This is a genomic window from Burkholderia sp. Ax-1724 (assembly GCF_011752995.1).
In the GTDB taxonomy this organism is placed as follows: Bacteria; Pseudomonadota; Gammaproteobacteria; order Burkholderiales; family Burkholderiaceae; genus Paraburkholderia.
This window is the reverse complement of sequence record NZ_VWWL01000001.1, coordinates 1-25,176: the sequence shown is the minus strand read 5'-3', so window position 1 is coordinate 25,176 and position 25,176 is coordinate 1. Positions and strand designations below refer to the sequence as shown.

The following is a 25,176-nucleotide window of genomic DNA, read 5'->3' as shown; positions in this document are numbered from 1 at the left end:
CCGGGCGAGCCGGCCGCAGCGCCCGATCCTGCCTGTGACGCTTCGGGCGGCTCGCGCTTCGCTGGGCTGGGCGCTTTCCCGTACAATTCCTGATCTTCGCATTGTCGCAGAAGCCGGCTGGCGCCGCTTTTCATGGGCCGCGGGCGTCACGCCCCGGCCGCCCGCCCGGGGCCCACGGTCAAGGCGCTCCAGCCCATACGCCGATACGCGTGAACACGTTTCCCAAGGATGTCCCGATGACCGATCTTCTGCAACTTCCGTCCAAATCCTGCGCGCTGCGCGTGATGCCGCAACCGGCGGACGCGAACATCCACGGCGACGTGTTCGGCGGCTGGATCATGGCCCAGGTCGACATTGCCGGCTCGATCCCGGCAAGCCGTCGCGCGAACGGGCGCGTCGCGACAATTGCGGTCAATTCGTTCCTGTTCAAGCAGCCGGTGTTCGTCGGCGATCTGCTGAGCTTTTACGCCGATATCATCAAGACCGGCAACACGTCGGTCACGGTGTCGGTCGAGGTTTACGCGCAGCGCATGAGCCTCGCCCAGGAAGTCGTGAAGGTCACCGAAGCCACCCTGACCTACGTCGCCACCGACAGCAACCGCCGGCCACGCCCGCTGCCCGCGCTCGGCTGAGCCGCCGGCGCCTCAGGCCGTCTCCAGCTCCTTCACCAGTCCGCCGTTCAGCAGCGCCGAAATCGCATCGGTCGACAACGGCTTCGCGAAGTAATAGCCCTGCATTTCGTCGCACTCGCGCTCGCGCAGGAAATCGAGTTGCGCGGACGTCTCCACGCCCTCGGCGATCACCTGCAGCTTCAGCGAATGCGCGAGCGCAATGATCGCCGAGGTGATCGTTTCGTCGTCGCCCGAGACGCCGATATCCGACACGAACGAGCGGTCGATCTTGAGCCGATCCACCGGGAAGCGCTTCAGGTAGCTCAAGCTCGAATAGCCGGTGCCGAAGTCGTCGATGGCAAGACCGATGCCGAGCGCGTGCAGTTCGTTGAGCATCGACACGGCTTCTTCGGCGTTGCGCATGATCGTGCTCTCGGTCAGTTCGAGTTCGAGGTACTTCGGTTCGAGCCCGGTTTCGGCGAGCACCTGCATGACGAGCTTCGCGATGTCGCGCTGCTGGAACACGCGCGCCGACAGGTTCACCGACACGCGCGCGGGCGGCAGCCCCTCGTCCTGCCACGCCTTGTTCTGGCGGCACGCTTCGCGCAGCACCCATTCCGACAGCGGACCGATCAGCCCGCTCTCTTCCGCGAGCGGAATGAACGACGACGGCGGCACGAGCCCGACCTCGGGGTCGTGCCAGCGCACCAGTGCCTCGATACCGACGATCTGCCCGCTGCCGATATCGACTTGCGGCTGGTAATGCAGCAGAAACTCGTTGTCGCGCAGCGCGCGGCGCAAACGCCGTTCGAGATTCAGGCGCACGCCCGCGCTCGCGTTCATCTCCGGCTGATAGAACTGGAACGTGTTGCGGCCCATGTCCTTCGCGCGATACATCGCGACGTCGGCCTTCTTCATCAGCGTTTCGGCGTCGTCGCCGTCCTGCGGGAACAGGCTCGCGCCCATGCTGCAACCGACGTACAGCTCGTTGCCGTCGAGCCAGACCGGCTCCGCGATCGACGAGCGCACGCGCTCCATCCACGCGATCAGCGATTTTTCGTCGACGGTGTCGGTCATCACGATCACGAACTCGTCGCCACCGTGCCGCGCGATCGTGTCGCTCGTGCGCGAGCAGCGCGTGAGCCGTTCGGCGACCACGCCGAGCAGCCTATCGCCGACGCTGTGGCCGAGGCTGTCGTTGACGTTCTTGAAGCCGTCGAGATCGAGGAACACGACCGCCACGCCGCTGTGATGCCGCCGCGCGAGAACGAGCGCATGTTCGAGCCGGTCGCGCAGCAGATTGCGGTTCGGCAGCCGCGTGAGGCTGTCGTAATTGGCCTGATATTCGAGCTGCTCCTGATAGCGGATCAACTCGGTCACGTCATTGATCACGCCGATGTGATGCGTAATCACGCCATCCGCATCCGGCACCGGCGCGATGAACAGCTGATTCCAGAACAGCGCGCCGTCCTTGCGATAGTTGCGCACCACCGCGCTGACCTCGCGGTTCGCCGCGAGCGCCTCGCGAATCAGCGCGACGCCTTCCTGCTCGCGGTCGTCGCGTTGCAGCACGCGGCAGTCGTGGCCGATCACCTCGGCGGGATCGTAGCCGGTGATGCGCATGAAGGCCGGGTTCACGTATTCGATCAGGTTGCCCGCCGGCGACGGCGCCGTAATCAGGATCGCGTTGACGCTCGCGTCGAGCGCGCGGCTTTGCAGACGCAGCGCGAGGTCGGCGCGCTTGCGCTCGGTCACGTCCTGGTACGAGCCAAGCACGCCGATCACGCGGCCGTCGCCGTCGGTGAACGGCTGCTTGCTCGTGATGCGCGTGCGGTACTCGCCGTCGATCATCAGTTCGACTTCGTAGTTCATCTGCGGCACGCCGGTGCTGACCACTTCGGTGTCGTATTCGGTCATCTCGCTCGCGAACTTGCTCCACGGCAGATCGGCGTCGCTCTTGCCGACCACCTGCTCGGGATACGCGAGCCCCGCGTCGCGCGCGAACGCCATGTTGCAGCCGAGATAGCGCGAGTTCAGATCCTTCCAGAAAATGCGCTGCGGAATGCTGTCGATCACGGCTTCGAGCATCTGGTTCGAGCGCCGCGCTTCGGCTTCGGCATTGATCTGCTCGGTGACGTCGTCGGCAAGCACGAAAAACGCGTCGCAGCCCATGAAGTTCAGCGCGTGATACGACACGTCGACGCTGATGATCGTGCCGTCCTTGCGGCGGTGACGCCAGATACCCGCCATCGTGTGGCCGTGAACGACTGCCGGGCAGCGGGCGAGATGCGCTTCGAGGCGCGCGATCTCGGGCTGCGTGCGGATCGCACGAATCGTCATGCCGAGAAACTCGCTTTCCGAGTAGCCGTATTGCTGGACCGCAGCCGCGTTGACGGCGAGAAAGCGCAGCGTCTCGCGATCGAAGATGTACATCGGCGCGGCGTGATCGTCGAACAGGCTGCGAAAGCGTTGTTCGCCGCGCACGAGCGCGCGGGCGCTGTGCAGCTTTTCGCGCGCGCTGCTCTCGCGCGCGCCGAACGTCATGATGAGCAGCGTGCTGCCGGCGAGCATCGTCACGATCAGCACGAAAGTCGCGCGTTCGCCGTCGCTCGCCGCCGCTGCGAGGGAGTTCTGCAACGCGCGGTTTTCCTCGGCGCGCAGCGCGGCGAGCGCCGCCTGCACACGTCTGAGCGCGGGCGTGAGACGCGTGGGCGCGGCCGCCTCGCTCGACGCCTCCGGCACGGCGGCCGTGCTCTGCCGCTCGGCGTCGATGTCGTGTTGCAGCGCGAGACTGTCCGTGGAAAGCCGGGTCAGCGCGCCGCTCATCAACGGCTCGTCCGTGAAGTCGTCGCGCAGCTCGAGCTCCAGGCTGACGAGCTTCGAGCTCGTCGCGGCGGCCGTGTCGAGCGGCGCGCGCTGGCCCGACGCTTCGAAGCGGCCGAGCGCGGCAAGCGCGTTGTCGAGCGTCGCCCGGTAGGCATCGAGGTGCTGGCGCACGCTCGTCGAACGCAACATGCGCACGTCGGCGTCACTTTGTCCGCGGATCTGCGTGTAGGCGACCAACGCGTTGGCGCCGACCGCCACGACGACGACCGCCAGGTTGATCAGCAGCCGCTTCGATAAGAAAGAATTCATGGATTCCGAACGTCAATCGTTCCGAGGGCGGAAGCGCTCGCTTTCGGTGCGTCCTGCGGCATCGATGCGAATCTTTTTACGCGCTAACTTATGGATAACGACCGCGTTGCGAAAAGATTGAGGGAGGGAAGGAAAAAATACCGTCGCGGGATAGCGGCCGCGAGCGATCGGAGGTAGAGGGCGAGAGGCGGGGCGAGGCTCGGGATACGTCGGCGCTGGGACCGAAAGCGAGGTGGCTTCTTTGGAGTCCCTTCGTGGATCGAGCGTTCGATCAGTATCGCAATGCTGACTCTTTTATAGAATCGCATTGCACTATGACAGGACGATGTTGGACCTTGCCTCGCCGATGAACGGCACGTCGCGCCGATCGCGGCACGACACGCGCAAGACAAGCGGCCGCGCCTAGCCGGCCGCGCCGAACTCCTTCATCGCCGGGACGAAGTCGTGATTCGCCTCGGACTTGCGCGACAGCTTGGCGAGCACGTAGCGCTTGAACGGATCGAGTTCGGCCCAGCGCGCGACGCTCGGCGCGGCGAGGCCCGCGAGTCCCGCCTGATGCGCGACGCCTGCGGGCACGTCGTCGATGCGGCGCCATGCGGGGGCGGCTTCGGGCGTGAACCACTCCGGCTCGACGTTCGCGTGAGTGCGCAGCATTTCGAACAGCGCGTGATCGAAGTTCGGTTCGGTTTCGATGTCCTCGTCGACCGGAAAGCGTGCGAGCAGCTTGCGGTCTTCGAGCGGCAACTGCTGCCATTGATCGAGCGAAATACGCAGCCCGAAACGATCGAGATTGAAGCGCACCGACATCGGGATATAGGTGAAATTCTCCGAAGACGCGACTTCGAAGTCGAACAGAAGCGGGGCTTCGTTGAGTGCCATGACCAGGCTCCTTCGCGGTGACGGACAGCATGCGGGCGTCGCTTGAGGTATTTTAGAACCTTATTCGCGCGACATCGCGGGCAAACGCCCGTGAGCGCGGCATGGTACAGGAGCAAAGCAGCTTGAACGGACAGGAAATCGGGCAGAACGGCAGGCAGGGAATCGGCCAGGACCACGCGCCCAATAACGCTCAGCGAGGCGGCACGGACCACGACGCCACCGAACAACCCGGCGCGGTGCAGCGCGAGGTGCGCCGGCATCGCGGCGCGCAGGTCGAAACCGTCACCGATCACGTCGGCCAGGAATGGCCGGTCGCGCTCGTCTTCAACGGCATTTCGCATGCGGTGATGATGTGTACGCCGCGCGACCTCGAAGCGTTCGCGGTCGGCTTCGCGATTTCGGAAGGCATCGTCGAGCGTGGCAGCGACATTCGGGACATCGAGGTCGAATTGCACGACGACGGCGAGCTGCCGCACGCGGAAGTGCAGCTACAGGTCGTGCAACAGGCGTTCGTCGCGTTGAAGGAAAAGCGCCGCGCGCTCGCGGGGCGCACCGGCTGTGGCGTATGCGGGATCGAAAGCATCGATCTGCTCGATCTGAAGCCGGCTCGCGTGCCCGACACCGGCTTTCTGCAACGGCTCGCGCCCGATGCGATCGCGCGCGCCGCGCGTGCCCTGCCCGAGCATCAGGCGCTCACGCGTCTGACGGGCGGCCTGCACGCGGCCGCGTGGTGCGATGCGGCAGGCGCGATCCGCCATGCGTTCGAGGACGTCGGCCGCCACAACGCGCTCGACAAACTGATCGGCCAGCTCGTGCTCGATCGCGCGGATACGCGTGACGGCTTCGTGTTTCTGTCGAGCCGCGCGAGTTATGAACTCGTGCGCAAGGCCGCGCGCGTCGACGTGCCGATGCTCGCGACGATCTCCGCGCCGTCCTCGCTGGCGATTACGATTGCGCGTCAGGCGGGCGTGCGGCTCGTGAGCTTCTGCCGCGAAAGCAGCTACGTCGATTACGACACGGGGCAGCCGCCGCAAGCGTGAGCGATTGAAGCGGCGGTCAGCCCCGAACCGCGCCATCTCGGCTCACGCCGCTTCAACTACGGCACATCTGCGCCAGCGGGGCGGGGCCGATCGAAGCGATCAAGCAATAAAGCGGCAATAAAGCGACGAGGAGTGCCGATGCACCGCAACGGCCGGCACCGCCAACCCGGCGCGGCGCGGTGCCATGTATGCCGCCCCCGCCTCAATCGAACTGCCGGAAATCCGGCTTGCGCTTCTCGAAGAACGCCTTGAACGCCTCGCGTGCTTCGGGCGCGAGCAGCATCTTGCCGAAGTGCACGGCCTCCTCGCTCATCTGCGTTTGCAGTTCCTGGCGGCTCGCGTGCTTCATCAGACTCTTCGTCACGCGCAGCGACGAAGCCGGCAACGCCGCCAGCTTCGCGGCCTGCGCCGCCGCGAACGCATCGACCTCGCCGGCCGGCAGCACACGATTGACGAAGCCCATGCGGTGCGCCTCGGCCGCGTCGAACGCCTCGCCGAGCAGCAGTTTTTCCGCCGCCGCCTGATAGCCGCCCACGCGCGGCAGCAGCAGGCTCGACGCCGCTTCCGGGCACAGCCCGAGCTGCGTGAACGGCAGCGAGAAGCTCGCGGTATCGGCCGCATAGACGAGATCGCAGTGCAGCAGCAGCGTCGTGCCGATGCCCACCGCCGGCCCCGCGACCGACGCCACCACCGGCTTCTCCGCCGAGCTGATCGCACGCAGGAACTGGAACACCGGCGCGTTCTCGCCCATCGGCGGGGTCTTCATGAAATCGTCGAGATCGTTGCCGGCGCTGAAAATGCCGGCGCTGCCGCGCATGAGGATCGCGCGCACCGACGCGTCGCGCTGCGCCTCGACAAGCGCATCGGCCATCGTCTGATACATCGCGGCCGTGATCGCGTTCTTCCTGCCGGGCCGGTTGAAAGCGATCGTCAGCACCGCGTCGGCGCGCTCGACCAGAATATCCGTCGTCATCCCGTTCATCTCCTTTCGGTCCTGCCGAATGTAAAAACGGTCCGCAAGCCTCGCGGCCTGCGAACCGTTGCGCGGCTAGTGGTACACCGCGTGAGTCATGGGGTGGATCACTGCGAGGATCACCCGCTTACAGCCGCTCGATGATGCCCGCCGCGCCCATGCCGGTGCCGACGCACATCGTCACCATGCCGTACTTGTAGTTGCGGCGGCGCAGGCCATGCACCACGGTCGCCGCACGGATCGCGCCCGTCGCGCCGAGCGGGTGGCCCAAGGCGATCGCGCCGCCGAGCGGGTTGATCTTCGAGGTGTCGAGGCCGAGGTCCTGGATCACCGCGAGCGATTGCGCGGCAAACGCTTCGTTCAGCTCGATCCAGTCGAGGTCGTCCTGCTTCAGGCCCGCGGCCTTCAGCGCGGCCGGAATCGCTTCCTTCGGGCCGATGCCCATGATTTCCGGCGGCACGCCGCGCACCGCGAAGCTGACGAAGCGCGCGAGCGGCGTCAGGTTGAACTGCTTGAGGATCTTTTCCGATACGACGATCAGCGCGCCCGCGCCGTCCGAGGTCTGCGAGCTATTGCCGGCCGTGACCGAGCCCTTGTTCGCGAACACCGCGCGCAGCTTCGCGAGGCCTTCCATCGAGGTATCCGCGCGCGGACCTTCGTCGAGCGCAACCTCGCGCGTCTTCACGCTGACTTCGCCGGTGGCGAGATCAGGCAAGCGCTCGGTGATCGTGTAGGCAGCGATCTCGTCGTTGAATTCGCCGGCCTGCTGCGCGGCGATCGCGCGGCGATGCGATTCGACCGAGAACGCGTCCTGCGCTTCGCGGCTGATCTTCCAGCGCTCGGCGACCTTCTCGGCGGTCAGGCCCATGCCGTACGCGATGCCGACGTCTTCGCTGCGATCGAAGATATGCGGCGACAGCGACGGCTTGTTGCCCATCATCGGCACCATGCTCATCGATTCGCAGCCGCCCGCGATCATCGCGTCCGCCTCGCCGACGCGGATGCGGTCCGCGGCCATCGCGAGCGCGGTCAGCCCCGAGGCGCAGAAGCGGTTCACCGTGACGCCGCCGACCGTGTTCGGCAGGCCGGCGAGCAGCGCGCCGATCCGCGCGACGTTGAGGCCCTGCTCCGCTTCGGGAATCGCGCAGCCAACGATCGCGTCTTCGATCACGCCGGTGTCGAGGCCCGGCACCTGCGCCACGGCCGACCTGATCGCGTGGACGAGCAGTTCGTCCGGGCGCGTGTTGCGGAACATGCCGCGCGGCGCCTTGCCGATCGGCGTGCGGCTCGCGGCGACGATATATGCGTCTTGCAATTGCTTTGCCATGTGTGATTCTCCGCTTAATTGCGCACCGGCTTGCCGGTCTGCAGCATGCCCATGATCCGTTCCTGCGTCTTCTGCGTGCCGAGCAGGTCGACGAACGCGCGCCGTTCGAGTTGCAGCAGCCATTCCTCGTCGACGAGGCTGCCCGCTTCGACGTCGCCGCCGCACACCGCCTCGGCGATGCGGCTCGCGATCAGGAAATCGTGCTCGCTGATGAAACGGCCGTCGCGCATGTTGACGAGCGAGGCTTTGATCGTCGAGATCGCCGAGCGGCCCGCGACCGGCACCTGAGTCGCGCGCAGCGGCGCACGGTAACCGGATGCGGCCAACGCGCGCGCTTCCTTCTTCGCCACGTCGAGCAGTTCGAACACGTTGAAGACGATCGTGTCGGACGGCTTCAGATAGCCCATCGCGCGGGCGTCGAGCGCGGAAGCCGAGACCTTCGCCATCGCCGCGTTTTCGAACGACTTCTGCAGGAACTTCAGCAGATCGCTGGTCGCGCCGACCTGGCTTGCCGCTTCGGCCGCGCGCAACGCCGCTTCCTTCAGACCGCCGCCTGCCGGCACGAGACCCACGCCGACTTCGACGAGGCCCATATAGCTCTCGATGTGCGCGACCCGTTTCGCGCTATGCAGCGCAAGCTCGCAGCCGCCGCCGAGCGCGATGCCCGAGATCGCCGCAATGACCGGCACGTTCGCGTACTTCACGCGCAGCATGCCCTGCTGGAATTTCTTCACGAACGGCTCGATACCCTTCGCACCGCCCATCATGAACGCGGGCATCGCTTCTTCGAGATTCGCGCCCGCCGAGAACGGACCGCCCGGCGTGCCGAGTTTCAGCGAGGTCGGCTGCCACACGACGAGGCCCTTGTAGTCCTGCTCGGCCAGTTCGATCGCCTGCACGATGCCGTCGATCACCGACGGTCCGATCGTGTTCATCTTGCTCTTAAACGAGAGGATCAGGACGTCGTTCTCGCCCGCGCGGTCGTCGACCCATGCGCGCACCGCCTCGGTCTCGAACAGCGTCTTGCCGTAGGTCTTCGGATCGGCGCCGGTTTCGCCGACGAGCGGCGCGCGGAACACCTGCCTCCTGTACACGTCGAGCGACGAGCGCGGCACGAAGCTCTGCGTGGCCGGCGACCACGAACCTTCGGCCGTATGCACGCCGCCCTTTTCGGCGACCGCGCCTTCGAGCACCCACGACGGCAGCGGCACGTTGGCGAGCCCCTTGCCCGCCGCGATGTCTTCCTGCACCCACTCGGCAACCTGCTTCCAGCCGGCCGTCTGCCAGCCTTCGAACGGGCCTTCGTTCCAGCCGAAGCCCCAGCGGATCGCGAGGTCGACGTCGCGCGCGTTATCCGCGATCGACTCCAGATGCACGGCGATGTAGTGATAGACGTCGCGGAAGATCGACCACAGGAACTGTGCCTGCGGATGCTGCGTTTCGCGCAGCAGCTTCAGACGCTCGGCAGCCGGACGCTTGAGAATGCGGCCGACGATTTCGTCCGCCTTCGCGCCACCCTCGACGTACCCGCCCGTCTTCGGATCGAGCACCTTGATCGCCTTGCCTTCCTTGCGGTAAAAGCCCGCACCGGTCTTCTGGCCGAGCGCGCCCTGCTTCACGAGTTCGGCCAGCACGGCCGGCGTTTCGTAGACCGGGAAGAACGGGTCGTCGGGCAGCGTGTCCTGCATCGTCTTGATGACGTGCGCCATCGTGTCGAGACCGACCACGTCGGCGGTGCGGAACGTCGCCGACTTCGCGCGGCCGAGGCGCGCGCCGGTCAGGTCGTCCACTTCGTCGAAACGCAGGCCGAACTTCGCAGCCTCGGTCATGACCGCGAGGATCGAGAAAATGCCGACGCGGTTCGCGATGAAATTCGGTGTGTCTTTCGCCCGCACGACGCCCTTGCCGACCACGCTGGTCAGGAACGTTTCGAGCTGGTCGAGAATTTCGGGGCGCGTCGTCGCGGTCGGGATCAGCTCGACCAGATGCATGTAGCGCGGCGGATTGAAGAAGTGCACGCCGCAGAAGCGCGCCTTCAGGTCGTCCGCGAAACCTTCGGAGAGTGCCGTGATCGACAGGCCCGAGGTGTTGGTCGCGAAGATCGCGTTCGCGCCGATATGCGGTGCGACCTTCCTGTACAGGTCGTGCTTCCAGTCCATGCGTTCGGCGATCGCTTCGATCACAACGTCGCATTCGGCGAGCTTTTCGATGTCGTCGTCATAGTTGGCCGGCTGGATGTATTGCGCGTCGTCCTTCACGCCGAACGGCGCCGGCGACAGCTTCTTCAGATTCTCGATCGCCTTCAGCGCGATGCCGTTTTTCGGGCCTTCCTTGGCAGGCAGGTCGAACAGCAGCACGGGCACCTTGGCGTTGATGAGGTGCGCCGCGATCTGTGCGCCCATCACGCCGGCGCCGAGCACGGCGACCTTGCGAATGATCAGATTGCTCACGTCGTTTCTCCGGGAATTGATGCGGTGTCGCGAAGCTTCAGCGGCGCTTCGCGCGAGGTTTGTCTCGGTGGGTCTTTAGCTGGGTCTTTCGCTGTTTTTTGCGATACATCCCGCGTGCAGTTCGAACGAGGCGTCGCGCATCCGGCACGCGCGCCCGCCTCGCTCGTTTTCAGCGCGAGCGTCAAAACAACGCTTCGTCGACTTCCATCATCGACTTCGAACCGGCGCGCGCCTGGCGGATCGTCATCGCCGTTTCGGGCAGCAGCCTGGCGAAGTAGAAGCGCGCGGTGGCGAGCTTCGCCTTGTAGAACGAATCGCCCGCGGCCTCCTTGTCGAGCGCGATACGCGCCATGCGCGCCCAGAAGTACGAGAACACCAGATGGCCGACCGTGCGCAGATACGGCACGGCCGCGGCGCCGACTTCGTCGGGGTTCTGCATCGCCTTCATGCCGATTTCCATCGTCAGCTTCTGCACCTTTTCGCCGATGTCGGCGAGCGGGTTCACGAACTCCTGCATTTCCGGCTTGATACCTTCGGCCTCGACGAATTCGGCGACGAGCTTGCCGAACTTCTTCATCTTCGCGCCCATGTCGCCGAGCACCTTGCGGCCGAGCAGGTCGAGCGACTGGATGCCGTTGGTGCCTTCGTAGATCATGTTGATGCGCGCATCGCGCACGTACTGCTCCATGCCCCATTCGGCGATGAAGCCGTGGCCGCCGTAAATCTGCATCGCATGATTGGTGCCTTCGAAGGCGTTGTCCGAGAGGAACGCCTTCAGGATCGGCGTGAGCAGCGCGACGAGGTCGGCGGCTTCCTTGCGCTCGGCTTCGTCGGCGTGCGAGAGCTCCTTGTCGATCTGCAGCGCGGCCCAGTACGAGAACGCGCGGCCGGCTTCGGCGTAGGCCTTCTGCGTGAGCAGCATGCGGCGCACGTCCGGATGCACGATGATCGGATCGGCGGCTTTTTCAGGCGCCTTCGGGCCCGTCAGCGAACGCATCTGCAGACGCTCTTTCGCGTACGTGAGCGAATTCTGATAAGCGACTTCGGTGAGGCCGAGGCTCTGCATGCCGACGCCGAGACGCGCGGCATTCATCATCACGAACATCGCGTTCAGGCCTTTGTTCGGCTCGCCGACGAGCCAGCCCTTCGCGTTGTCGAGATTGATCACGCAGGTCGCGTTGCCGTGGATACCCATCTTGTGCTCGATCGAGCCGCACTTCACGCCGTTGCGCTCGCCGGGCTCGCCGGGCTCGCCCGCTTCGTTCGGGATGAACTTCGGCACGATGAAAAGCGATATGCCTTTGGTGCCCTTCGGCGCATCGGGCAGACGCGCGAGCACGAGGTGAACGATGTTTTCCGACAGATCGTGCTCGCCGCTCGAAATAAAAATCTTCGTGCCGCTGATCGCATACGAGCCGTCGCTGTTCGGCTCGGCCTTGGTGCGCAGGATGCCGAGGTCGGTGCCGCAATGCGGCTCGGTCAGACACATCGTGCCGGTCCAGACGCCGGCGACGAGCTTCGGCAGATAGCGCTGCTGCAACTCGGGCGTGCCATGCGCATGCAGACATTCGTACGCGCCGTGCGAGAGGCCCGGATACATCGTCCACGCCTGATTCGCCGAGTTCAGCATTTCGTAGAGCGCGTTGTTGACGAACGCGGGCAACCCCTGGCCGCCGTATTCCGGATCGCAGCCGAGCGCCGGCCAGCCGGCTTCGACGTATTGCGCATAGGCTTCCTTGAAGCCCTTCGGCGTGGTCACGACGCCGTCGCCGGCGTACGTGCAGCCTTCCTGGTCGCCGCTGTGATTAAGCGGGAACAGCACTTCGGAGCAGAACTTGCCGGCTTCCTCGAGCACCGCGTTGATCGTGTCGGCGTCGAGATCGGCGTGCTTCGGCATTTGCCGGAGTTCGGCTTCGACGTTGAGCAATTCGTGCAACACGAATTGCATGTCGCGCAGCGGCGCGGCGTACTGTCCCATGACTCTCTCCCAAGTTTGACAAAAAGCCAGGCCGTTGGCCGGGTCCGTGAACGGACCTCTTGCGCCGCGCGATTCCAGGAAGTCCTGGCGACGCGGCTAACGGCTTTCGCTCTGATACGAATCAATCAGTTTTTCCAGCGCGGCCCACGTGAGACGCACCGCATCGGGCAGATGCAGGAAGCGCGCGTCGTGATGCAGGCCGAGCGTGACGCTATACAGTTCGAACAGCATCAGTTGCGGATCGGTATCGGCACGCAGATGCCCTTCGTCCATTGCCTGCGAAATCGCGCGCGTGAGCGCCGCACGCCAGATCGTCACGCTCGACACCAGTTGCTCGCGCACCTGGCTATCCGCGCGATCGTCGTATTCGACGGCACCGCTGATGTAGATGCACCCGGTCGTGACTTCCTGAATGCGTTTCTCGATCCAGCGGGAAATCATCGCGCGCAACCGCGGCAAACCGCGGGGCTCGCGCAGACTCGGGAAAAACACCTCGTCTTCGAAACGGCGGTGATATTCGCGCACGACCTCGACCTGCAGATCCTCGCGCGACCCGAAATGCGCGAACACACCGCTTTTGCTCATCTGCATACGCTCGGCCAGCAAACCGATGGTGAGACCTTCGAGTCCGTCACGGCTTGCCAGATCGAGTGCTGCATCGAGAATCGCCGCTCGCGTTTGTTCGCCTTTTCGCATAGCTGTTCTTACCGTTCTAATGTGATCGAAATAAAATCGAACGGACGTACTATTATTAAGTGCTGCCGTCCGCGAAACAAGGACTTTATTAGAAACCGGTGTCTAACCAGCGTTCTAATTTTGCGGCTTTCGACAATCAGATCAATCAGATTTTTAGAGGCGTTTGCCTTGAAACGAGGGTTGCCGATCAGCGTATGCGTGTTCTCGTTGCCGGATTCCTGCAAGCAAACCGGCGTGATGGTTGTCGCATCTCGCTGCCTGGCTGTCTCGCTGCTCGATCGCCGCTTCGATTCTCCGTTTGATCGCCTCGTCGATTGCCTTCGTGCCCGTTTTTTCTGTCCGTTGCTTCTGTCTGTTGCTTCCAGTGCCTGTTCTATCGCTTCTCCAACCATCGCCGCCCGTCGCCACGATGCAGCAAGCGAGCCGCGCGCTAGTCGTAGCCCCCCACCGTCAACAGCTTCATCGCGACGCGGTAGCTCGTGTAGGCGAGCCAGTTCAGCACGCGCACGCGCGCCGGACGCGAGTCGTAGTGCGCTTCGTCGATGGGACGCGCATCCGCGAACGCGCCGAGAATCGCCTCGCGCAAGCCCGCGATCGACGGATCGTTGATGAGCACGACGTTCGCCTCGTTGTTGAGCATCAGGCTCAGCGCGTCGAGATTCGACGAACCCACCGTGCCCCAGCTCGAATCGACCACGGCGACCTTGCCGTGCAGCAGCGTCTTCTCGTATTCGGCGATCTGCACGCCCGCGCGCAGCAACGCGTGATAAAGAAACGGCACCGCGTAATCGAGCGCCTTGAACTCCTTGCGTCCGATGATGAGCTTCACGACCACGCCGCGGCGCGCCGCGAGCACGAGCGCGCGGCGCAGCTTGCGCCCCGGCATGAAGTACGGATTCGCCAGCAGGATTTCGCGGCGCGCCTGGCCGATCGCAGCCAGATACGCCTTCTCGATCGCGCGGCGGTTGATGAGGTTGTCGCGCGCGACGAAAGCCACGCACGGCTCGCCGGCCGCCCACAACTCCTTGTTGCGGCGCCGCCGACGCCGCCGCAGACTGCCGAGCGAAGCGGTATCGTGCGGCGTGAGGTCGGGCCTCATCGATTCGAGCGACCGATGCCCGACGCGAATGCGCCGCCACTGCACCTCGAACGCTTCGTGCACATCGATAACGACAGGCCCCTGCAATTCGACCGCAAAATCCCAGCGCCGGTACGGCAGCTTCTCGCCGTTGTTGTCGTAGTCGTCGACGATATTGATGCCGCCGCAATAGGCGTATTGATCGTCGATCACCGCGAGCTTGCGGTGCGTGCGCGAAAAGCCGAAGCGGCCGAATAGATGCGGGTTGTAGATGCGATGCTCGATGCCGCCCGCCGGCCATGGCTCGAACATCTTCAGACGCGCAGTGCCGACGCCGTCGGTAATCACGCGCACCCTGACACCGCGCGCAGCAGCGCGCAGCAACGCTTCGTTGACGTCCTGGCCAGCTTCGTCGTCGCAGAAGATGTAGGTTTCGAGCATGACGTCGCGCTGCGCGGCGTCGATGCGCGCGATCAGCGCGCTGAAGAACTCGTCGCCGGAGCGCAGCAGCCTGACCTCGTTGTGACTGGTGAAGCGGTAGCGCTGCCAGTAACGGCGGCCGAGCAGCGTGTGGCGCAGTCGGGCGAAACGGCCCGCGCCGCCTGCGCTCACTGGCCACGCTCCCCAGCCTGTGAACCGGCTGAATGCGCGGCAAGCCGGCGTGGCAGCTGCAGGATCGCATCGGCATTCGAGGACGAAAAACAGCGCGAGGCGGCTTCTTCATACGGCAGCCACACAAACGCGGTGTGCTCGCGCGGCGCAAGCGTCACGTCGATCTGCCCAGGCACCCGCAGGCTGAACCAGTGCTCGGTGTTGCGGACCACGCCCGCTTCGTAGCGATGGCGGAATTCCGGATAAATCTCGTATTCGATCGAGTAGCGCCAGTCGACGAGCGCACTATGCGGCACGAGCGCGCCGCCGATCATGATGCCAGTCTCCTCGCCGACTTCGCGCACCGCCGTTTCGGCGAGCGGCTCGTCGAGCCGGTCTTTCGAGCCCGTGACCGACTGCCAGAACCCCGCATGATCGGCGCGCTCGATCAGCAGCACGTCGAGCGCGGGCGTATGAATGACGACGAGCACGGAGTGCGGAATTTTCGGCGGTTTCGGCATGATCTGAAAACTGGGCGCGCCGACGCGCGCGGTACATGTCGGATGACAGTCGAAAGTGCCTCGAAAGCGGTGACCTCACTGTAACGCAAAAAACCAAAAAGGCGCTGCGGTGTGATTCACCTCAGCGCCTTTTTTGCAGGACTTGCGTGGCCGCCCGCAAGCGGCCCACGCGATGCGGACCCGGCTTACGCCTTCGGCTCCGGCGTACGCAGACGAATGTGCAGCTCGCGCAACTGGCGCTCGTCGACTTCGCTCGGCGCCTGCGTGAGCAGACACTGCGCGCGTTGCGTCTTCGGGAACGCGATCACGTCGCGGATCGAGTCGGCGCCGGCCATCATCGTGACGATACGGTCCAGACCGAACGCGATACCGCCGTGCGGCGGCGCGCCGTATTGCAGCGCGTCGAGCAGGAAGCCGAACTTGGCCTGCGCTTCTTCCGCATTGATCTTGAGCGCGCGGAACACCTTGCTCTGCACTTCCTCGCGGTGGATACGCACAGAGCCGCCGCCGATTTCCCAGCCGTTCAGCACCATGTCGTAAGCCTTCGCGAGGCAGCGTGCCGGATCGGTTTCGAGGTATTCGAGATGCTCGTCCTTCGGGCTCGTGAACGGGTGATGCGCGGCCACGTAGCGGTTGTCTTCCTCGTCGTATTCGAACATCGGGAAGTCGACCACCCACAGCGGCTTCCAGCCCGCTTCGACGAGACCGTTGGCCTTGCCGAACTCCGAATGACCGATCTTCAGACGCAGCGCGCCGAGGCTGTCGTTCACGACCTTCGCGCGATCGGCCGCGAAGAAGATGATGTCGCCGTCCTGCGCGCCGGTGCGCTCGACGATCGCCTTGAGCGCTTCGTCGTGCAGGTTCTTGACGATCGGGCTTTGCAGACCGTCACGGCCCTTCGCCACTTCGTTGACCTTGATCCACGCGAGACCCTTGGCGCCGTAGATGCGCACGAATTCCGTGTAGCTGTCGATGTCGCCGCGCGAAAGCTCGCCACCCTTCGGCACGCGCAGCGCCGCGACGCGGCCGTCCTTCGTGTTGGCCGGCGTGCTGAACACCTTGAAGTCGACGTCCTTGACCGCGTCGGTCAGGTCGGTGAATTCGAGCTTCACGCGCAGGTCCGGCTTGTCCGAGCCGAAGCGGCGCATTGCTTCCGAGTACTCCATGACCGGGAACTTCGCGTCGAGCTCGACGCCGATCGTCTGCTTGAACACGTGGCGGATCATCGCCTCGAACAGATCGCGGATTTCCTGTTCCGACAGGAACGAGGTTTCGCAGTCGATCTGCGTGAATTCCGGCTGACGGTCGGCGCGCAGGTCTTCGTCGCGGAAGCACTTGACGATCTGGTAGTAGCGGTCGAAGTTCGCGACCATCAGCAGCTGCTTGAACAGCTGCGGCGACTGCGGCAGCGCGAAGAACTGGCCCGGGTTCGTACGCGACGGCACGAGGTAGTCGCGCGCGCCTTCCGGCGTGCTCTTGGTCAGCATCGGCGTTTCGATGTCGATGAAGCCCTGCTCGTCGAGATACTTGCGCGCCTCGATCGCGACGCGGTAGCGCAGACGCAGGTTGTGCTGCATCTGCGGGCGGCGCAGGTCGAGCACGCGGTGCGTGAGACGCGTGGTTTCCGAGAGGTTGTCGTCGTCGAGCTGGAACGGCGGCGTGACCGAGGCGTTCAGCACGATCAGCTCGTGGCACAGCACTTCGATCTTGCCGCTCTTGAGCGCGGCATTGGTCGTGCCCTCAGGACGGCTGCGCACGACACCCTTGATCTGCAGGCAGAACTCGTTGCGCACGCCTTCGGCGGCCTTGAACATGTCCGCGCGGTCCGGGTCGCAGACGACCTGAACGAGCCCTTCGCGATCGCGCAGGTCGATGAAGATGACGCCGCCATGGTCGCGGCGGCGGCTTACCCAGCCGCACAGCGAGACGGATTGGCCCAGCAGTTCTTCGGTCACCAGACCGCAGTATTGAGATCTCATCGACATGATGTTTGTCTTTCGTTTTGCATTGGTTGAACGGCGCGCCGCAGTGGGACACTGCCTGAAACTCTGCGCGCCGGCATTACAGCGGAGGCTCGACGGTCGTGCGGGGCACGGGCGCCGGCGGCGGCGCGGAAGGCGCCACGACGCCCATCGAGACGATGTACTTGAGCGCAGCGTCGACGGTCATGTCGAGCTCGATCACTTCGCTTTTCGGCACCATCAGGAAGAAGCCGGACGTCGGGTTCGGCGTAGTCGGCACATAGACGCTGACGTAATCTTCTTTCAGGTGATTGACCACGTCGCCGCCCGGAATCCCGGTCAGAAACGCAATCGTATAGGAACCGCGGCGCGGATACTCGATCAGCAGGGCCTTGCGGAACGCGTTGCCGCTGCTCGAAAGCAGCGTGTCGGACACCTGCTTGACGCTCGTGTAGATCGGGCCGACCACCGGGATGTGCGCGACCAGCAGCTCCCACCACTTCACGAGCTTCTGCCCGATGAAATTCTGCGTCAACAGCCCGACGATAAAGATGAACGCGAGCGTGAGCACCGCGCCGAGGCCGGGCAGGCGATAGCCGATCGCGCGCTCCGGCTGCCAGGAGGTGGGCAGCAGGAGCAGCGTCTGGTCCATCGTGCCGATGATCAGACCGAGCACCCACAGTGTGATGGCCAGAGGCACCAGCACCAGCAGGCCGGTCAGGAACACCGATTTGAGCGTCGCTTTTTTCGTCGTCATGTGTACCGCCAGAAAGCCGCGCGAGTCGAAGTCCGACCCACGGTAGATGCGCCGCCCGCGAAGACAGCAGTCTCACTAGGCGTTGCCGGAGCCGCTCGTGCCGGCCGGAGCGGCGGTGGTTGCGGCCGTAGAGGCCGCGGGGGCCGCCGATGCGGCGGCTGTTGCCGGAGCCGCATCGGGTTTGGCGGCGTTATTGGCTTCCGAAGCAGCCGGCGCGCTCGTGCCGCCGCTGCCGCCGCGAAAATCGGTCACGTACCAGCCGGAGCCCTTCAACTGGAAGCCGGCGGCGGTGAGCTGCTTGCTAAACGTGTCTTTCCCGCACTCGGGACACTGCGTCAACTGGGGGTCGCTCATCTTCTGGAGCACATCCTTCCCGAAGCCGCATGACCCGCAACGATAAGCGTAGATCGGCATGATCCTTTCCTACTCCAAATCCCTACTGAAATCTTGTAAACGCTTGCAAAGCCTTGAATTATAGCCGCAAACGGTAAGCGCTCCCCGCATTTCGGGAGCCGATGCGCGCCGCGCGCCGCCATCGCGCCAGATGGGGGCGACCCGCGACACTCTCAAGAGCGCGCCCGTGCCGCGCGCGCCACGGCGTCCGTCCTTACGCGCGACGCCGCCAGCTGAGCCAGCGCTCACGTCCGGAGAATACGGCGATCGAATCGGCCACCGCCTCGTCTTCGATCAGCTCGAAGTGCGGCGTGAGCAGCGCGTCGAGTTCGCCGCGCTCGACGCCGAACGGCGGCCCCTTCGGCGTCGCGCCGATGAAAAAGAACCCCGCGAGCAGCGCGCCGGCCGGCAGCAATTCGGCCATCCGGCGCACGTAGTCGCCACGGCGCGCGGGCGGCAAGGCGCAGAAAAACGCGCGCTCATAAATCCATGCCGGCGTGAACGGCGGCTCGTAGGCGAAGAAATCCGCCTGCTCGACCAGTTGCGCATGCTGCGCGCCCAACTGCTCGCGCGCGGCCGCGACGGCGGCCGGCGAGAAGTCGATCGCGCGCACCGGATTGCCCTGCTGGGCGAGCCAGAGCGCTTCGTACGCGCTGCCGCAGCCCGGAATCAGCACCGCGGCGTCGCGATGCCGTGCGGCGAACGCGCGGAACGCCGCCGGCACGCCCGCCTGATCCCACGGCGTGAAACGGCGCTCGAAGCGTTCGTCCCAGAACTCGGGCGAGTTGGGATCGCGGCTCGAAAAATCGGGCACGGGGGGTTGGGTCGGATCGCTCATCGGATGCCTCGTACGGGTTGTGCGCTCGGCGGCAGGCAGCCGGCCGCCTCATCCACCATAGGCGAGCACCAGAAACGCCCGCGCCAGCACCGCGCCGACGCCGACCGCCGCGCCGAACAGCAGCAGGCCTTGCAGCAGACGGTTGGTGCGCTTCTGCTCGAGCAGAATCTGGCGAATCACGTCGTCGTTCGCGCCGCCGGCCGGGTGATGCCGCTCGGCGAGCATGTTATGGACGAGGCGCGGCAACTGCGGCAGCGTCTTGCTCCATTGCGGCGCCTCGATCTTCAGGCGCTCGAACCAGCCGCGCAGGCCGATCTGCTCGTTCATCCAGCGTTCGAGATAGGGCTTCGCGGTTTTCCACAGGTCCAGTTCCGGATCGAGCGAACGGCCCAGCCCTTCCACGTTCAGCATGGTCTTCTGCAACAGCACCAGCTGCGGCTGGATTTCGACGTTGAAGCGCCGCGACGTGGAGAACAGGCGCATCAGCACCTGGCCGAGCGAAATGTCCTTCAGCGCGCGATCGAAATACGGCTCGCACACCGCGCGGATCGCGCTTTCGAGTTCCTCGACGCGCGTCGTCGGCGGCACCCAGCCCGACTCCAGATGCAGCGTCGCGACGCGGTGGTAGTCGCGCTTGAAGAACGCGAGGAAGTTCTGCGCGAGGTAGTTCTTGTCGAAGTCCGACAGCGCACCGATGATGCCGAAGTCGAGCGCGATATAGCGGCCGAAGTGCGCCGGGTCGAGACTCACCTGAATGTTGCCCGGGTGCATGTCGGCGTGGAAAAAGCCGTCGCGGAACACCTGGGTGAAGAAAATCTCGACGCCTTCGCGCGCGAGCTTCGGAATGTCGACGCCGGCCGCCCGCAGCGTCTCGACCTGGCTGATCGGCACGCCGATCATGCGCTCCATGACCAGCACCGTGGGCGTGCAGAACTCCCAGTACATTTCCGGCACGAGCAGCAGATCGAGCCCCTGAAAGTTGCGCCGCAACTGGCTGCCGTTAGCTGCCTCGCGCATCAGGTCGAGTTCGTCGTGCAGGTATTTGTCGAATTCAGCGACCACCTCGCGCGGCTTCAGGCGCTTGCCGTCGGCCCACAGGCGCTCGGCCCACACGGCGATGTCGCGCAGCAGCGCGAGGTCGGAGTCGATCACCGGCAGCATGTTCGGGCGCAGCACCTTCACCGCCACGGCCTTGCCCGCATGCTGGCCGGCCTTCACCTTGGCGAAGTGAACCTGCGCGATCGACGCGCTCGCGACCGGCACCCGCTCGAAGTCGTCGAACAGCTCGTCGACCGGCGCGCCGAGCGACTTCTCGACGATCCCGATCGCGACCGCCGAATCGAACGGCGGCACCTGGTCCTGCAGCTTCGCGAGTTCGTTGGCGATGTCGACCGGCAGCAGATCGCGGCGCGTGGACAGCACCTGGCCGAACTTGACGAAGATCGGCCCGAGGCTTTCGAGCGCGAGCCGCAAACGCACGCCCGGCGGATCGTCGAACTTGCGGCCGATCGTCGTGATACGCAGCAGCAGACGCACGCGCCGGTCGTTGATGCGGCTCAGCATCATTTCGTCGAGGCCGAAGCGGATGACCGTGAAAAATATCTTGAGAAAACGCAGAAAACGCATGGTGTGGCCCGGTGACTAGCGCGTGCCGCGCAACGTGGCGGCGGCGCCCGGCGCATGCGCGCCACGGGCTTCGACCTTCTGTTCGAGACGCTCGATACGTTTTTCGACGCGCGCCAGGGCATCGCGCGCACGCGCCAGTTCGACGTTGAAGTCGTCGAGCGCGGCGCGGCGCACCAGTTGCGGATTCTCGTCGAGCAGATACTCGGCGGCGGTGTCGAGCAGGTTGCGGCCGGTGCGCTGCACGTGCTCGCCGACCGAACGCACGAGCGAGGCGATACGCCAGGCCGGACCGTCGCCAATCAGTTTCGCGAGGTCTTCCTCGGGCTCCCAGCGCAGATGCTCGGCGAGCTTGGCGATCACGGTCGCGAACTCGGCATCGCCCTCGATCTTCACGTGCTTCATCACCGCGGCCTGACCGCCTTGCACGAAGGCCGGCAATGCGTCGGACGGCACCGAGATCGTCACGTCGAAGCGAGGCGCGTCGGCCTCGCCGAGCGTGCCCAGATAGCCGTCCGGCTGCACCAGCAGCGACAGCACGACAGGCGGACATGACAGGCAGGCGGTCTTGCCCGCATAAGGGGCGAGGCGCTCGCGGGCCCACGATTCGCGGGCGAGCAGATGATTGACAGCAGCAGCGAAGGGCTTGGCGGCAAGGGTCATCGAAAGTGGCAAGAAAAAACCCGCGCGAGCGAGGTGCTTGCGCGGGCTCCTATTGTAACGTCCGTTCGCTTCGCAGCCTGCCTGGCCGAACGGCCAATGTGATGCGACTGGCCGGCGCGCGGCGTGCCGGCCGCCGGCCTGGTCGAGAGACGGCTGGACGCCGTGCTCCCGCAGTTGCCTCAGTGCTGCTCGACCTGCTGGATGCCGGCAAGCAGCCAGCCCTCGCCGGGACGGTGTGCCTTCGACAGATTCCAGACCTCGACGAACGGCTCGGCCGCCGCGCCCGGTTCCTCGCGAATCAGGCCGGAGAAGCGCACGCTCGCGAAATACTCGGTCGCGCGTTCCTCGATGTCGAGCAGTTCGGCATTCAGCTGCACCACGTCGGTCTGGTTCGCCTGCGTGCCGCGCGCCGCGAGATCGACGCGCACTTCGGCGAACATTTCCGGCGTCGTGAATTCGCGGATGTCCTCGACGTTGCCGACGTCCCATGCGGCCTGCAGGCGCACGAAATAGACCTTCGCGTTACGCAGGAACGCTTCCGTATCGAAGCCGGCCGGCACCGACGGCGCCGCGCCGACAGACGGCGTAGCGAGCGGATTACCTTGCGGTTCGAGATATGAACCGGCGGGCGGCGCACTGTAGCGCGGCTCCTGCGCGTAGCCGGTGTTGCCGGCATTCAGCGAGGGCGCCGTGCCCGCGTACGCCGGCTGCGACGCATCGCGCTTGCGGCCGGTAAAGCGGCGGATCAGCCAGATCACGGCCATCGCGATCAGCGCGATCACGATCACGTTGGCGAACATGCCGGCGAACGCCTCGCCGAGCCCGAAATGCGACAGCAACGCGGCGATGCCGAGGCCGGCCGCGAGACCGGCGATCGGCCCGAGCCAACGATTGCGGTTCGGCGCGGCGGGCGGTGTAGGAGTGGTTGCGGGCGCCGGTTGCGCACGCTGCTGCGTGGCCTGATTGCTCTGCGCCGGTTGCGACGGCGGCGGCGTCTGACGTTGCTGCAGGCTATTCGATTGGCGGCCGATGCTGCGGCCGCCGCCCATGCGGCGCGCTTCCGCGTCGAGGGAAGCGAGGGAGCCGGCCACGAGCAGACCGACCATTGCGATCAGTCCGATTCTTCTCGCCAGCGCCCCCTTAACCTTACGAGCAGATAACAAATTCGAATCGGACATTTCACATTTCCTTTAAAAATCGATGGGTTAGGAACCCTAGTACTTGGTCCCCACATGTAAAGCTACCACGCCAGCTGACAAATTGTAATATTTGACGCCATCGAGGCCGGCTTGTTCCATCATCGTTTTCAAAGTTTCCTGGTCTGGATGCATGCGGATCGATTCCGCCAGGTACTGGTAGCTGTCTGCGTCTTTGGCGAAGCGCTCGCCGAGCCACGGCAGCACCTTGAACGAGTAGAGATCGTAAAACTTCTTGAGCGGGTCCCACACCTTCGAGAACTCCAGCACGAGCAGCCGCCCGGCCGGCTTCAGCACACGGCGCATTTCCGCGAGCGCGACGTCCTTGTGGGTCATGTTGCGCAAGCCGAACGCCACGGTCACGACGTCGAAGTAGTTGTCGGGAAACGGAATTTTCTCGGCGTCGCAGAGCAGCGTCGGCGTGACGATGCCCTTGTCGATCAGCCGGTCGCGGCCCACGCGCAGCATCGATTCGTTGATGTCGGTGTGCCACACCTCGCCGCTCTCGCCGGCCTGCTTCGCGAACGCCTTCGACAGGTCGCCCGTGCCGCCCGCGATGTCGAGCACCCGGTAGCCCGGCCGCACGTTCGCCTGGGCGATCGTGAACATCTTCCACGCGCGGTGCAATCCGCCCGACATCAGGTCGTTCATCAAGTCGTAGTTGGCGGCCACCGAGTGGAACACCCCCGCCACCTTCTGCGCCTTGTCCTGTTCGTCGACCGATTGAAAGCCGAAGTGGGTTTTGCTCATCGCGCTCGTCCTTTCGCGTGTTCTTGAATGTTGCGCCGCTCGCGCGGCGTTCGGGGCGAATGGTATCAGTGACAGTGGCCGTGCGCAGCCGCCGCCGGAACCATCGGCGTATCGCGATCGACGCCGGCCGCCGCCAGTCTGGCGAGATACGCGCGCCAGAGTTCATCCTGACGCACGGCCATGTCATGCAGCAGATCCCACGAATAAATGCCGGTGGAATGGCCGTCCGAGAACGTGGGCTGCAACGCGTAATTGCCGACGCCTTCGATCATCGTGATCGTCACGTCGCGCTTGCCGGTCTGCAAGGTTTCCTGGCCGGGCCCGTGGCCCTGCACTTCCGCCGACGGCGAATACACGCGCAGCAGTTCGAACGGCAGGCGATACGATTCGCCGTTCGCGTACTGCAATTCGAGCACGCGCGACTTCGAATGCACGACGACGCCGGTCGGCACCGGGGTCTCGGGAGTCAATCCGCTCATCATGGTCTCATATAGAAAACGCCGGGCCGCGCCGGCCTTTCGCCCATTGGGGCATAGGCCTCGCGCGGCGACCGGTCAATCACGCCCGGGGAGGTTCAGCCGAGCGCCTGCTCGATTTCCTGCCGCACCGCTTCGCGCAGCAGCGTTGCCTGCGCGCGACGCGACGACAGCATCGCTTCGGACACCGTGCGCTGGCGCGGCGCCCAAATCGGCAGCGGAAAATGCGCGTCGTTCGAATAACGCGGGATCACATGCCAGTGCACATGCGGCACCTGGTTGCCGAGGCTCGCCAGGTTCACCTTCACCGGCTGCATCACGCGCCGGATCGCGCGCTCGACCGCGTAGACCGCCTGCATCACGCGGTCGCGCTCGCTGGCCGACAGGTCCGAAAATTCGGCCACGTGCGCGTTCCAGATCACCCGGCAAAAGCCCGGGTAATCGTGTTCGTCGGCGAGGACGACCCGCAGCGAGTCGTCCTGCCACAGCACATCGCCACCGTCTTCACGGCAAAAAACGCAGTCCATCGTCGTCCTCGGCAGAAATCGTGGGTCGTGCCATTAAACCAGCACGCGCTCGATTCCGCCATTGTTCGCCCGTTGAACGTAATCCGCCATCCAGTTCTCGCCGAGCACGTGGCGCGCCATTTCGACCACGATGTAGTCCGCTTCCGTCCCCGCGTCTTCGTTGTAGCGCGACAGCCCTTGCAGGCACGACGGGCAGCTCGTGAGGATCTTCACGTCGGTCGCACCCGCGTTGCCGTGATTAGGCTGCGGAGCGGCGCCGGCCGTCAGCGCCGAGCCGTTCGGCGCGCCGGCCGATGCATTGGCCGGGTCGAGCGCGTTCGCGCCCGCGTCGGCCACGACCGGAATGCCGCGCAGCTTGGCCGCGCCCTTGCGGATTTCCTCTTCCTTGCGGAAACGCACCTGCGTCGAGATGTCGGGACGCGTAACCGCCAGCGTGCCCGACTCGCCGCAGCAGCGATCGTTCTTCTCGATCCTGTAGCCGTCGTGCTCCGAACCCATCAGCTGATTGACGAGCTTGACCGGGTCGATCGTCTTGATCGGCGTGTGGCACGGGTCGTGGTACATGTAGCGCACGCCGTTCACGCCGTCGAGCCTGATGCCCTTCTCCAGCAGAAACTCGTGGATGTCGATAATCCGGCAGCCCGGGAAAATCTTGTCGAATTCATAACCGGCGAGCTGGTCGTAGCACGTGCCGCACGACACCACCACCGTCT

The 25,176-nt window shown here is 65.0% G+C and carries 22 protein-coding genes; 2 read left to right on the top strand and 20 right to left on the bottom strand.

Annotated elements, in window-relative coordinates; all coding sequences use genetic code 11:
* The first annotated feature begins 236 nt into the window (after window positions 1-236).
* Window positions 237-632: an acyl-CoA thioesterase gene (locus F3J19_RS00110; RefSeq protein WP_167035848.1), complete on the top strand. Its 396-nt coding sequence runs from the start codon at window positions 237-239 to the stop codon at window positions 630-632.
* Window positions 633-644: 12 nt separating this feature from the next.
* On the opposite strand, the gene F3J19_RS00105 is transcribed toward F3J19_RS00110, so the two are convergent.
* The gene (locus tag F3J19_RS00105; protein ID WP_167035845.1) at window positions 645-3,746 is read right to left on the bottom strand and encodes an EAL domain-containing protein; all 3,102 of its coding nucleotides are present in this window, start codon (window positions 3,744-3,746) and stop codon (window positions 645-647) included.
* A 402-nt stretch (window positions 3,747-4,148) separates the two neighbouring features.
* A complete protein-coding gene (locus F3J19_RS00100; protein ID WP_167035841.1) occupies window positions 4,149-4,625 on the bottom strand; it encodes a nitrate reductase associated protein in 477 nt (158 codons plus the stop codon).
* 122 nt (window positions 4,626-4,747) lie between these two features.
* On the opposite strand from F3J19_RS00100, the gene fdhD reads away from it, so the two are divergent.
* Window positions 4,748-5,665: a formate dehydrogenase accessory sulfurtransferase FdhD gene (fdhD, locus tag F3J19_RS00095; protein ID WP_205192434.1), complete on the top strand. Its 918-nt coding sequence runs from the start codon at window positions 4,748-4,750 to the stop codon at window positions 5,663-5,665.
* Between the two features lie 202 nt (window positions 5,666-5,867).
* Here the strand turns inward: fdhD and F3J19_RS00090 are convergent, their stop codons facing one another.
* The 18 genes from F3J19_RS00090 to F3J19_RS00005 form a co-directional block, all read right to left on the bottom strand.
* On the bottom strand, window positions 5,868-6,638 hold the full coding sequence (locus F3J19_RS00090; RefSeq protein ID WP_167035838.1) for an enoyl-CoA hydratase: 771 nt from the start codon (window positions 6,636-6,638) through the stop codon (window positions 5,868-5,870).
* A gap of 127 nt (window positions 6,639-6,765) precedes the next feature.
* Window positions 6,766-7,965: an acetyl-CoA C-acyltransferase gene (locus F3J19_RS00085; protein WP_167035835.1), complete on the bottom strand. Its 1,200-nt coding sequence runs from the start codon at window positions 7,963-7,965 to the stop codon at window positions 6,766-6,768.
* Between the two features lie 14 nt (window positions 7,966-7,979).
* The gene (locus tag F3J19_RS00080; protein WP_167035832.1) at window positions 7,980-10,415 is read right to left on the bottom strand and encodes a 3-hydroxyacyl-CoA dehydrogenase/enoyl-CoA hydratase family protein; all 2,436 of its coding nucleotides are present in this window, start codon (window positions 10,413-10,415) and stop codon (window positions 7,980-7,982) included.
* 181 nt (window positions 10,416-10,596) lie between these two features.
* Complete coding sequence (locus F3J19_RS00075) at window positions 10,597-12,393, bottom strand: acyl-CoA dehydrogenase C-terminal domain-containing protein (protein WP_167035829.1); 1,797 nt, start codon at window positions 12,391-12,393, stop codon at window positions 10,597-10,599.
* A 96-nt stretch (window positions 12,394-12,489) separates the two neighbouring features.
* Window positions 12,490-13,089, bottom strand: coding sequence for a TetR/AcrR family transcriptional regulator (locus F3J19_RS00070; RefSeq protein ID WP_167035826.1), 600 nt, complete (start codon window positions 13,087-13,089; stop codon window positions 12,490-12,492).
* Window positions 13,090-13,519: 430 nt separating this feature from the next.
* Window positions 13,520-14,746, bottom strand: a complete 1,227-nt coding sequence (gene clsB, locus F3J19_RS00065) for a cardiolipin synthase ClsB (RefSeq protein WP_205192465.1) — start codon at window positions 14,744-14,746, stop codon at window positions 13,520-13,522.
* A gap of 29 nt (window positions 14,747-14,775) precedes the next feature.
* Entirely contained in the window at window positions 14,776-15,279 is a 504-nt protein-coding gene (gene nudB, locus F3J19_RS00060) for a dihydroneopterin triphosphate diphosphatase (RefSeq protein ID WP_167035820.1), read from the bottom strand.
* Window positions 15,280-15,464: 185 nt separating this feature from the next.
* Complete coding sequence (gene aspS, locus F3J19_RS00055) at window positions 15,465-17,264, bottom strand: aspartate--tRNA ligase (protein WP_167035818.1); 1,800 nt, start codon at window positions 17,262-17,264, stop codon at window positions 15,465-15,467.
* A 76-nt stretch (window positions 17,265-17,340) separates the two neighbouring features.
* Window positions 17,341-17,997: a DUF502 domain-containing protein gene (locus tag F3J19_RS00050; RefSeq protein WP_167035815.1), complete on the bottom strand. Its 657-nt coding sequence runs from the start codon at window positions 17,995-17,997 to the stop codon at window positions 17,341-17,343.
* Between the two features lie 75 nt (window positions 17,998-18,072).
* Window positions 18,073-18,411 carry an FmdB family zinc ribbon protein gene (locus F3J19_RS00045; protein ID WP_167035812.1) on the bottom strand — a complete coding sequence of 113 codons (339 nt, stop codon included), beginning with the start codon at window positions 18,409-18,411 and terminating at the stop codon, window positions 18,073-18,075.
* 193 nt (window positions 18,412-18,604) lie between these two features.
* The gene (locus F3J19_RS00040) at window positions 18,605-19,228 is read right to left on the bottom strand and encodes a methyltransferase domain-containing protein (protein ID WP_167035809.1); all 624 of its coding nucleotides are present in this window, start codon (window positions 19,226-19,228) and stop codon (window positions 18,605-18,607) included.
* Between the two features lie 48 nt (window positions 19,229-19,276).
* On the bottom strand, window positions 19,277-20,854 hold the full coding sequence (ubiB, locus tag F3J19_RS00035) for a ubiquinone biosynthesis regulatory protein kinase UbiB (protein WP_167035806.1): 1,578 nt from the start codon (window positions 20,852-20,854) through the stop codon (window positions 19,277-19,279).
* 15 nt (window positions 20,855-20,869) lie between these two features.
* Complete coding sequence (locus F3J19_RS00030) at window positions 20,870-21,514, bottom strand: SCP2 sterol-binding domain-containing protein (RefSeq protein ID WP_167035803.1); 645 nt, start codon at window positions 21,512-21,514, stop codon at window positions 20,870-20,872.
* Window positions 21,515-21,693: 179 nt separating this feature from the next.
* Window positions 21,694-22,692: a TIM44-like domain-containing protein gene (locus tag F3J19_RS00025; RefSeq protein ID WP_167035800.1), complete on the bottom strand. Its 999-nt coding sequence runs from the start codon at window positions 22,690-22,692 to the stop codon at window positions 21,694-21,696.
* A gap of 36 nt (window positions 22,693-22,728) precedes the next feature.
* Complete coding sequence (gene ubiE, locus F3J19_RS00020) at window positions 22,729-23,460, bottom strand: bifunctional demethylmenaquinone methyltransferase/2-methoxy-6-polyprenyl-1,4-benzoquinol methylase UbiE (RefSeq protein WP_167035797.1); 732 nt, start codon at window positions 23,458-23,460, stop codon at window positions 22,729-22,731.
* Window positions 23,461-23,525: 65 nt separating this feature from the next.
* A complete protein-coding gene (locus F3J19_RS00015; protein WP_167035794.1) occupies window positions 23,526-23,939 on the bottom strand; it encodes a DUF971 domain-containing protein in 414 nt (137 codons plus the stop codon).
* Between the two features lie 95 nt (window positions 23,940-24,034).
* Window positions 24,035-24,463 (bottom strand): HIT family protein, encoded by a 429-nt coding sequence (locus tag F3J19_RS00010; RefSeq protein ID WP_167035791.1) that lies wholly within the window; start codon window positions 24,461-24,463, stop codon window positions 24,035-24,037.
* 33 nt (window positions 24,464-24,496) lie between these two features.
* On the bottom strand, window positions 24,497-25,176 hold a 680-nt coding region (locus F3J19_RS00005), incomplete at its 5' end, for a DUF3400 domain-containing protein (protein ID WP_167035788.1).

What these genes read in the sequence shown, in the direction of transcription:
- F3J19_RS00105 (WP_167035845.1), bottom strand. Translation starts at nt 3,746, where the DNA reads ATGAATTCTTTCTTATCGAAGCGGCTGCTGATCAACCTGGCGGTCGTC.
- F3J19_RS00015 (WP_167035794.1), bottom strand. Translation starts at nt 23,939, where the DNA reads ATGAGCGGATTGACTCCCGAGACCCCGGTGCCGACCGGCGTCGTCGTG.
- F3J19_RS00100 (WP_167035841.1), bottom strand. Translation starts at nt 4,625, where the DNA reads ATGGCACTCAACGAAGCCCCGCTTCTGTTCGACTTCGAAGTCGCGTCT.
- F3J19_RS00090 (WP_167035838.1), bottom strand. Translation starts at nt 6,638, where the DNA reads ATGACGACGGATATTCTGGTCGAGCGCGCCGACGCGGTGCTGACGATC.
- ubiB (WP_167035806.1), bottom strand. Translation starts at nt 20,854, where the DNA reads ATGCGTTTTCTGCGTTTTCTCAAGATATTTTTCACGGTCATCCGCTTC.
- aspS (WP_167035818.1), bottom strand. Translation starts at nt 17,264, where the DNA reads ATGTCGATGAGATCTCAATACTGCGGTCTGGTGACCGAAGAACTGCTG.
- F3J19_RS00025 (WP_167035800.1), bottom strand. Translation starts at nt 22,692, where the DNA reads ATGTCCGATTCGAATTTGTTATCTGCTCGTAAGGTTAAGGGGGCGCTG.
- F3J19_RS00110 (WP_167035848.1), top strand. Translation starts at nt 237, where the DNA reads ATGACCGATCTTCTGCAACTTCCGTCCAAATCCTGCGCGCTGCGCGTG.
- F3J19_RS00050 (WP_167035815.1), bottom strand. Translation starts at nt 17,997, where the DNA reads ATGACGACGAAAAAAGCGACGCTCAAATCGGTGTTCCTGACCGGCCTG.
- F3J19_RS00075 (WP_167035829.1), bottom strand. Translation starts at nt 12,393, where the DNA reads ATGGGACAGTACGCCGCGCCGCTGCGCGACATGCAATTCGTGTTGCAC.
- ubiE (WP_167035797.1), bottom strand. Translation starts at nt 23,460, where the DNA reads ATGAGCAAAACCCACTTCGGCTTTCAATCGGTCGACGAACAGGACAAG.
- F3J19_RS00045 (WP_167035812.1), bottom strand. Translation starts at nt 18,411, where the DNA reads ATGCCGATCTACGCTTATCGTTGCGGGTCATGCGGCTTCGGGAAGGAT.
- F3J19_RS00085 (WP_167035835.1), bottom strand. Translation starts at nt 7,965, where the DNA reads ATGGCAAAGCAATTGCAAGACGCATATATCGTCGCCGCGAGCCGCACG.
- F3J19_RS00030 (WP_167035803.1), bottom strand. Translation starts at nt 21,514, where the DNA reads ATGACCCTTGCCGCCAAGCCCTTCGCTGCTGCTGTCAATCATCTGCTC.
- F3J19_RS00070 (WP_167035826.1), bottom strand. Translation starts at nt 13,089, where the DNA reads ATGCGAAAAGGCGAACAAACGCGAGCGGCGATTCTCGATGCAGCACTC.
- F3J19_RS00040 (WP_167035809.1), bottom strand. Translation starts at nt 19,228, where the DNA reads ATGAGCGATCCGACCCAACCCCCCGTGCCCGATTTTTCGAGCCGCGAT.
- nudB (WP_167035820.1), bottom strand. Translation starts at nt 15,279, where the DNA reads ATGCCGAAACCGCCGAAAATTCCGCACTCCGTGCTCGTCGTCATTCAT.
- F3J19_RS00010 (WP_167035791.1), bottom strand. Translation starts at nt 24,463, where the DNA reads ATGGACTGCGTTTTTTGCCGTGAAGACGGTGGCGATGTGCTGTGGCAG.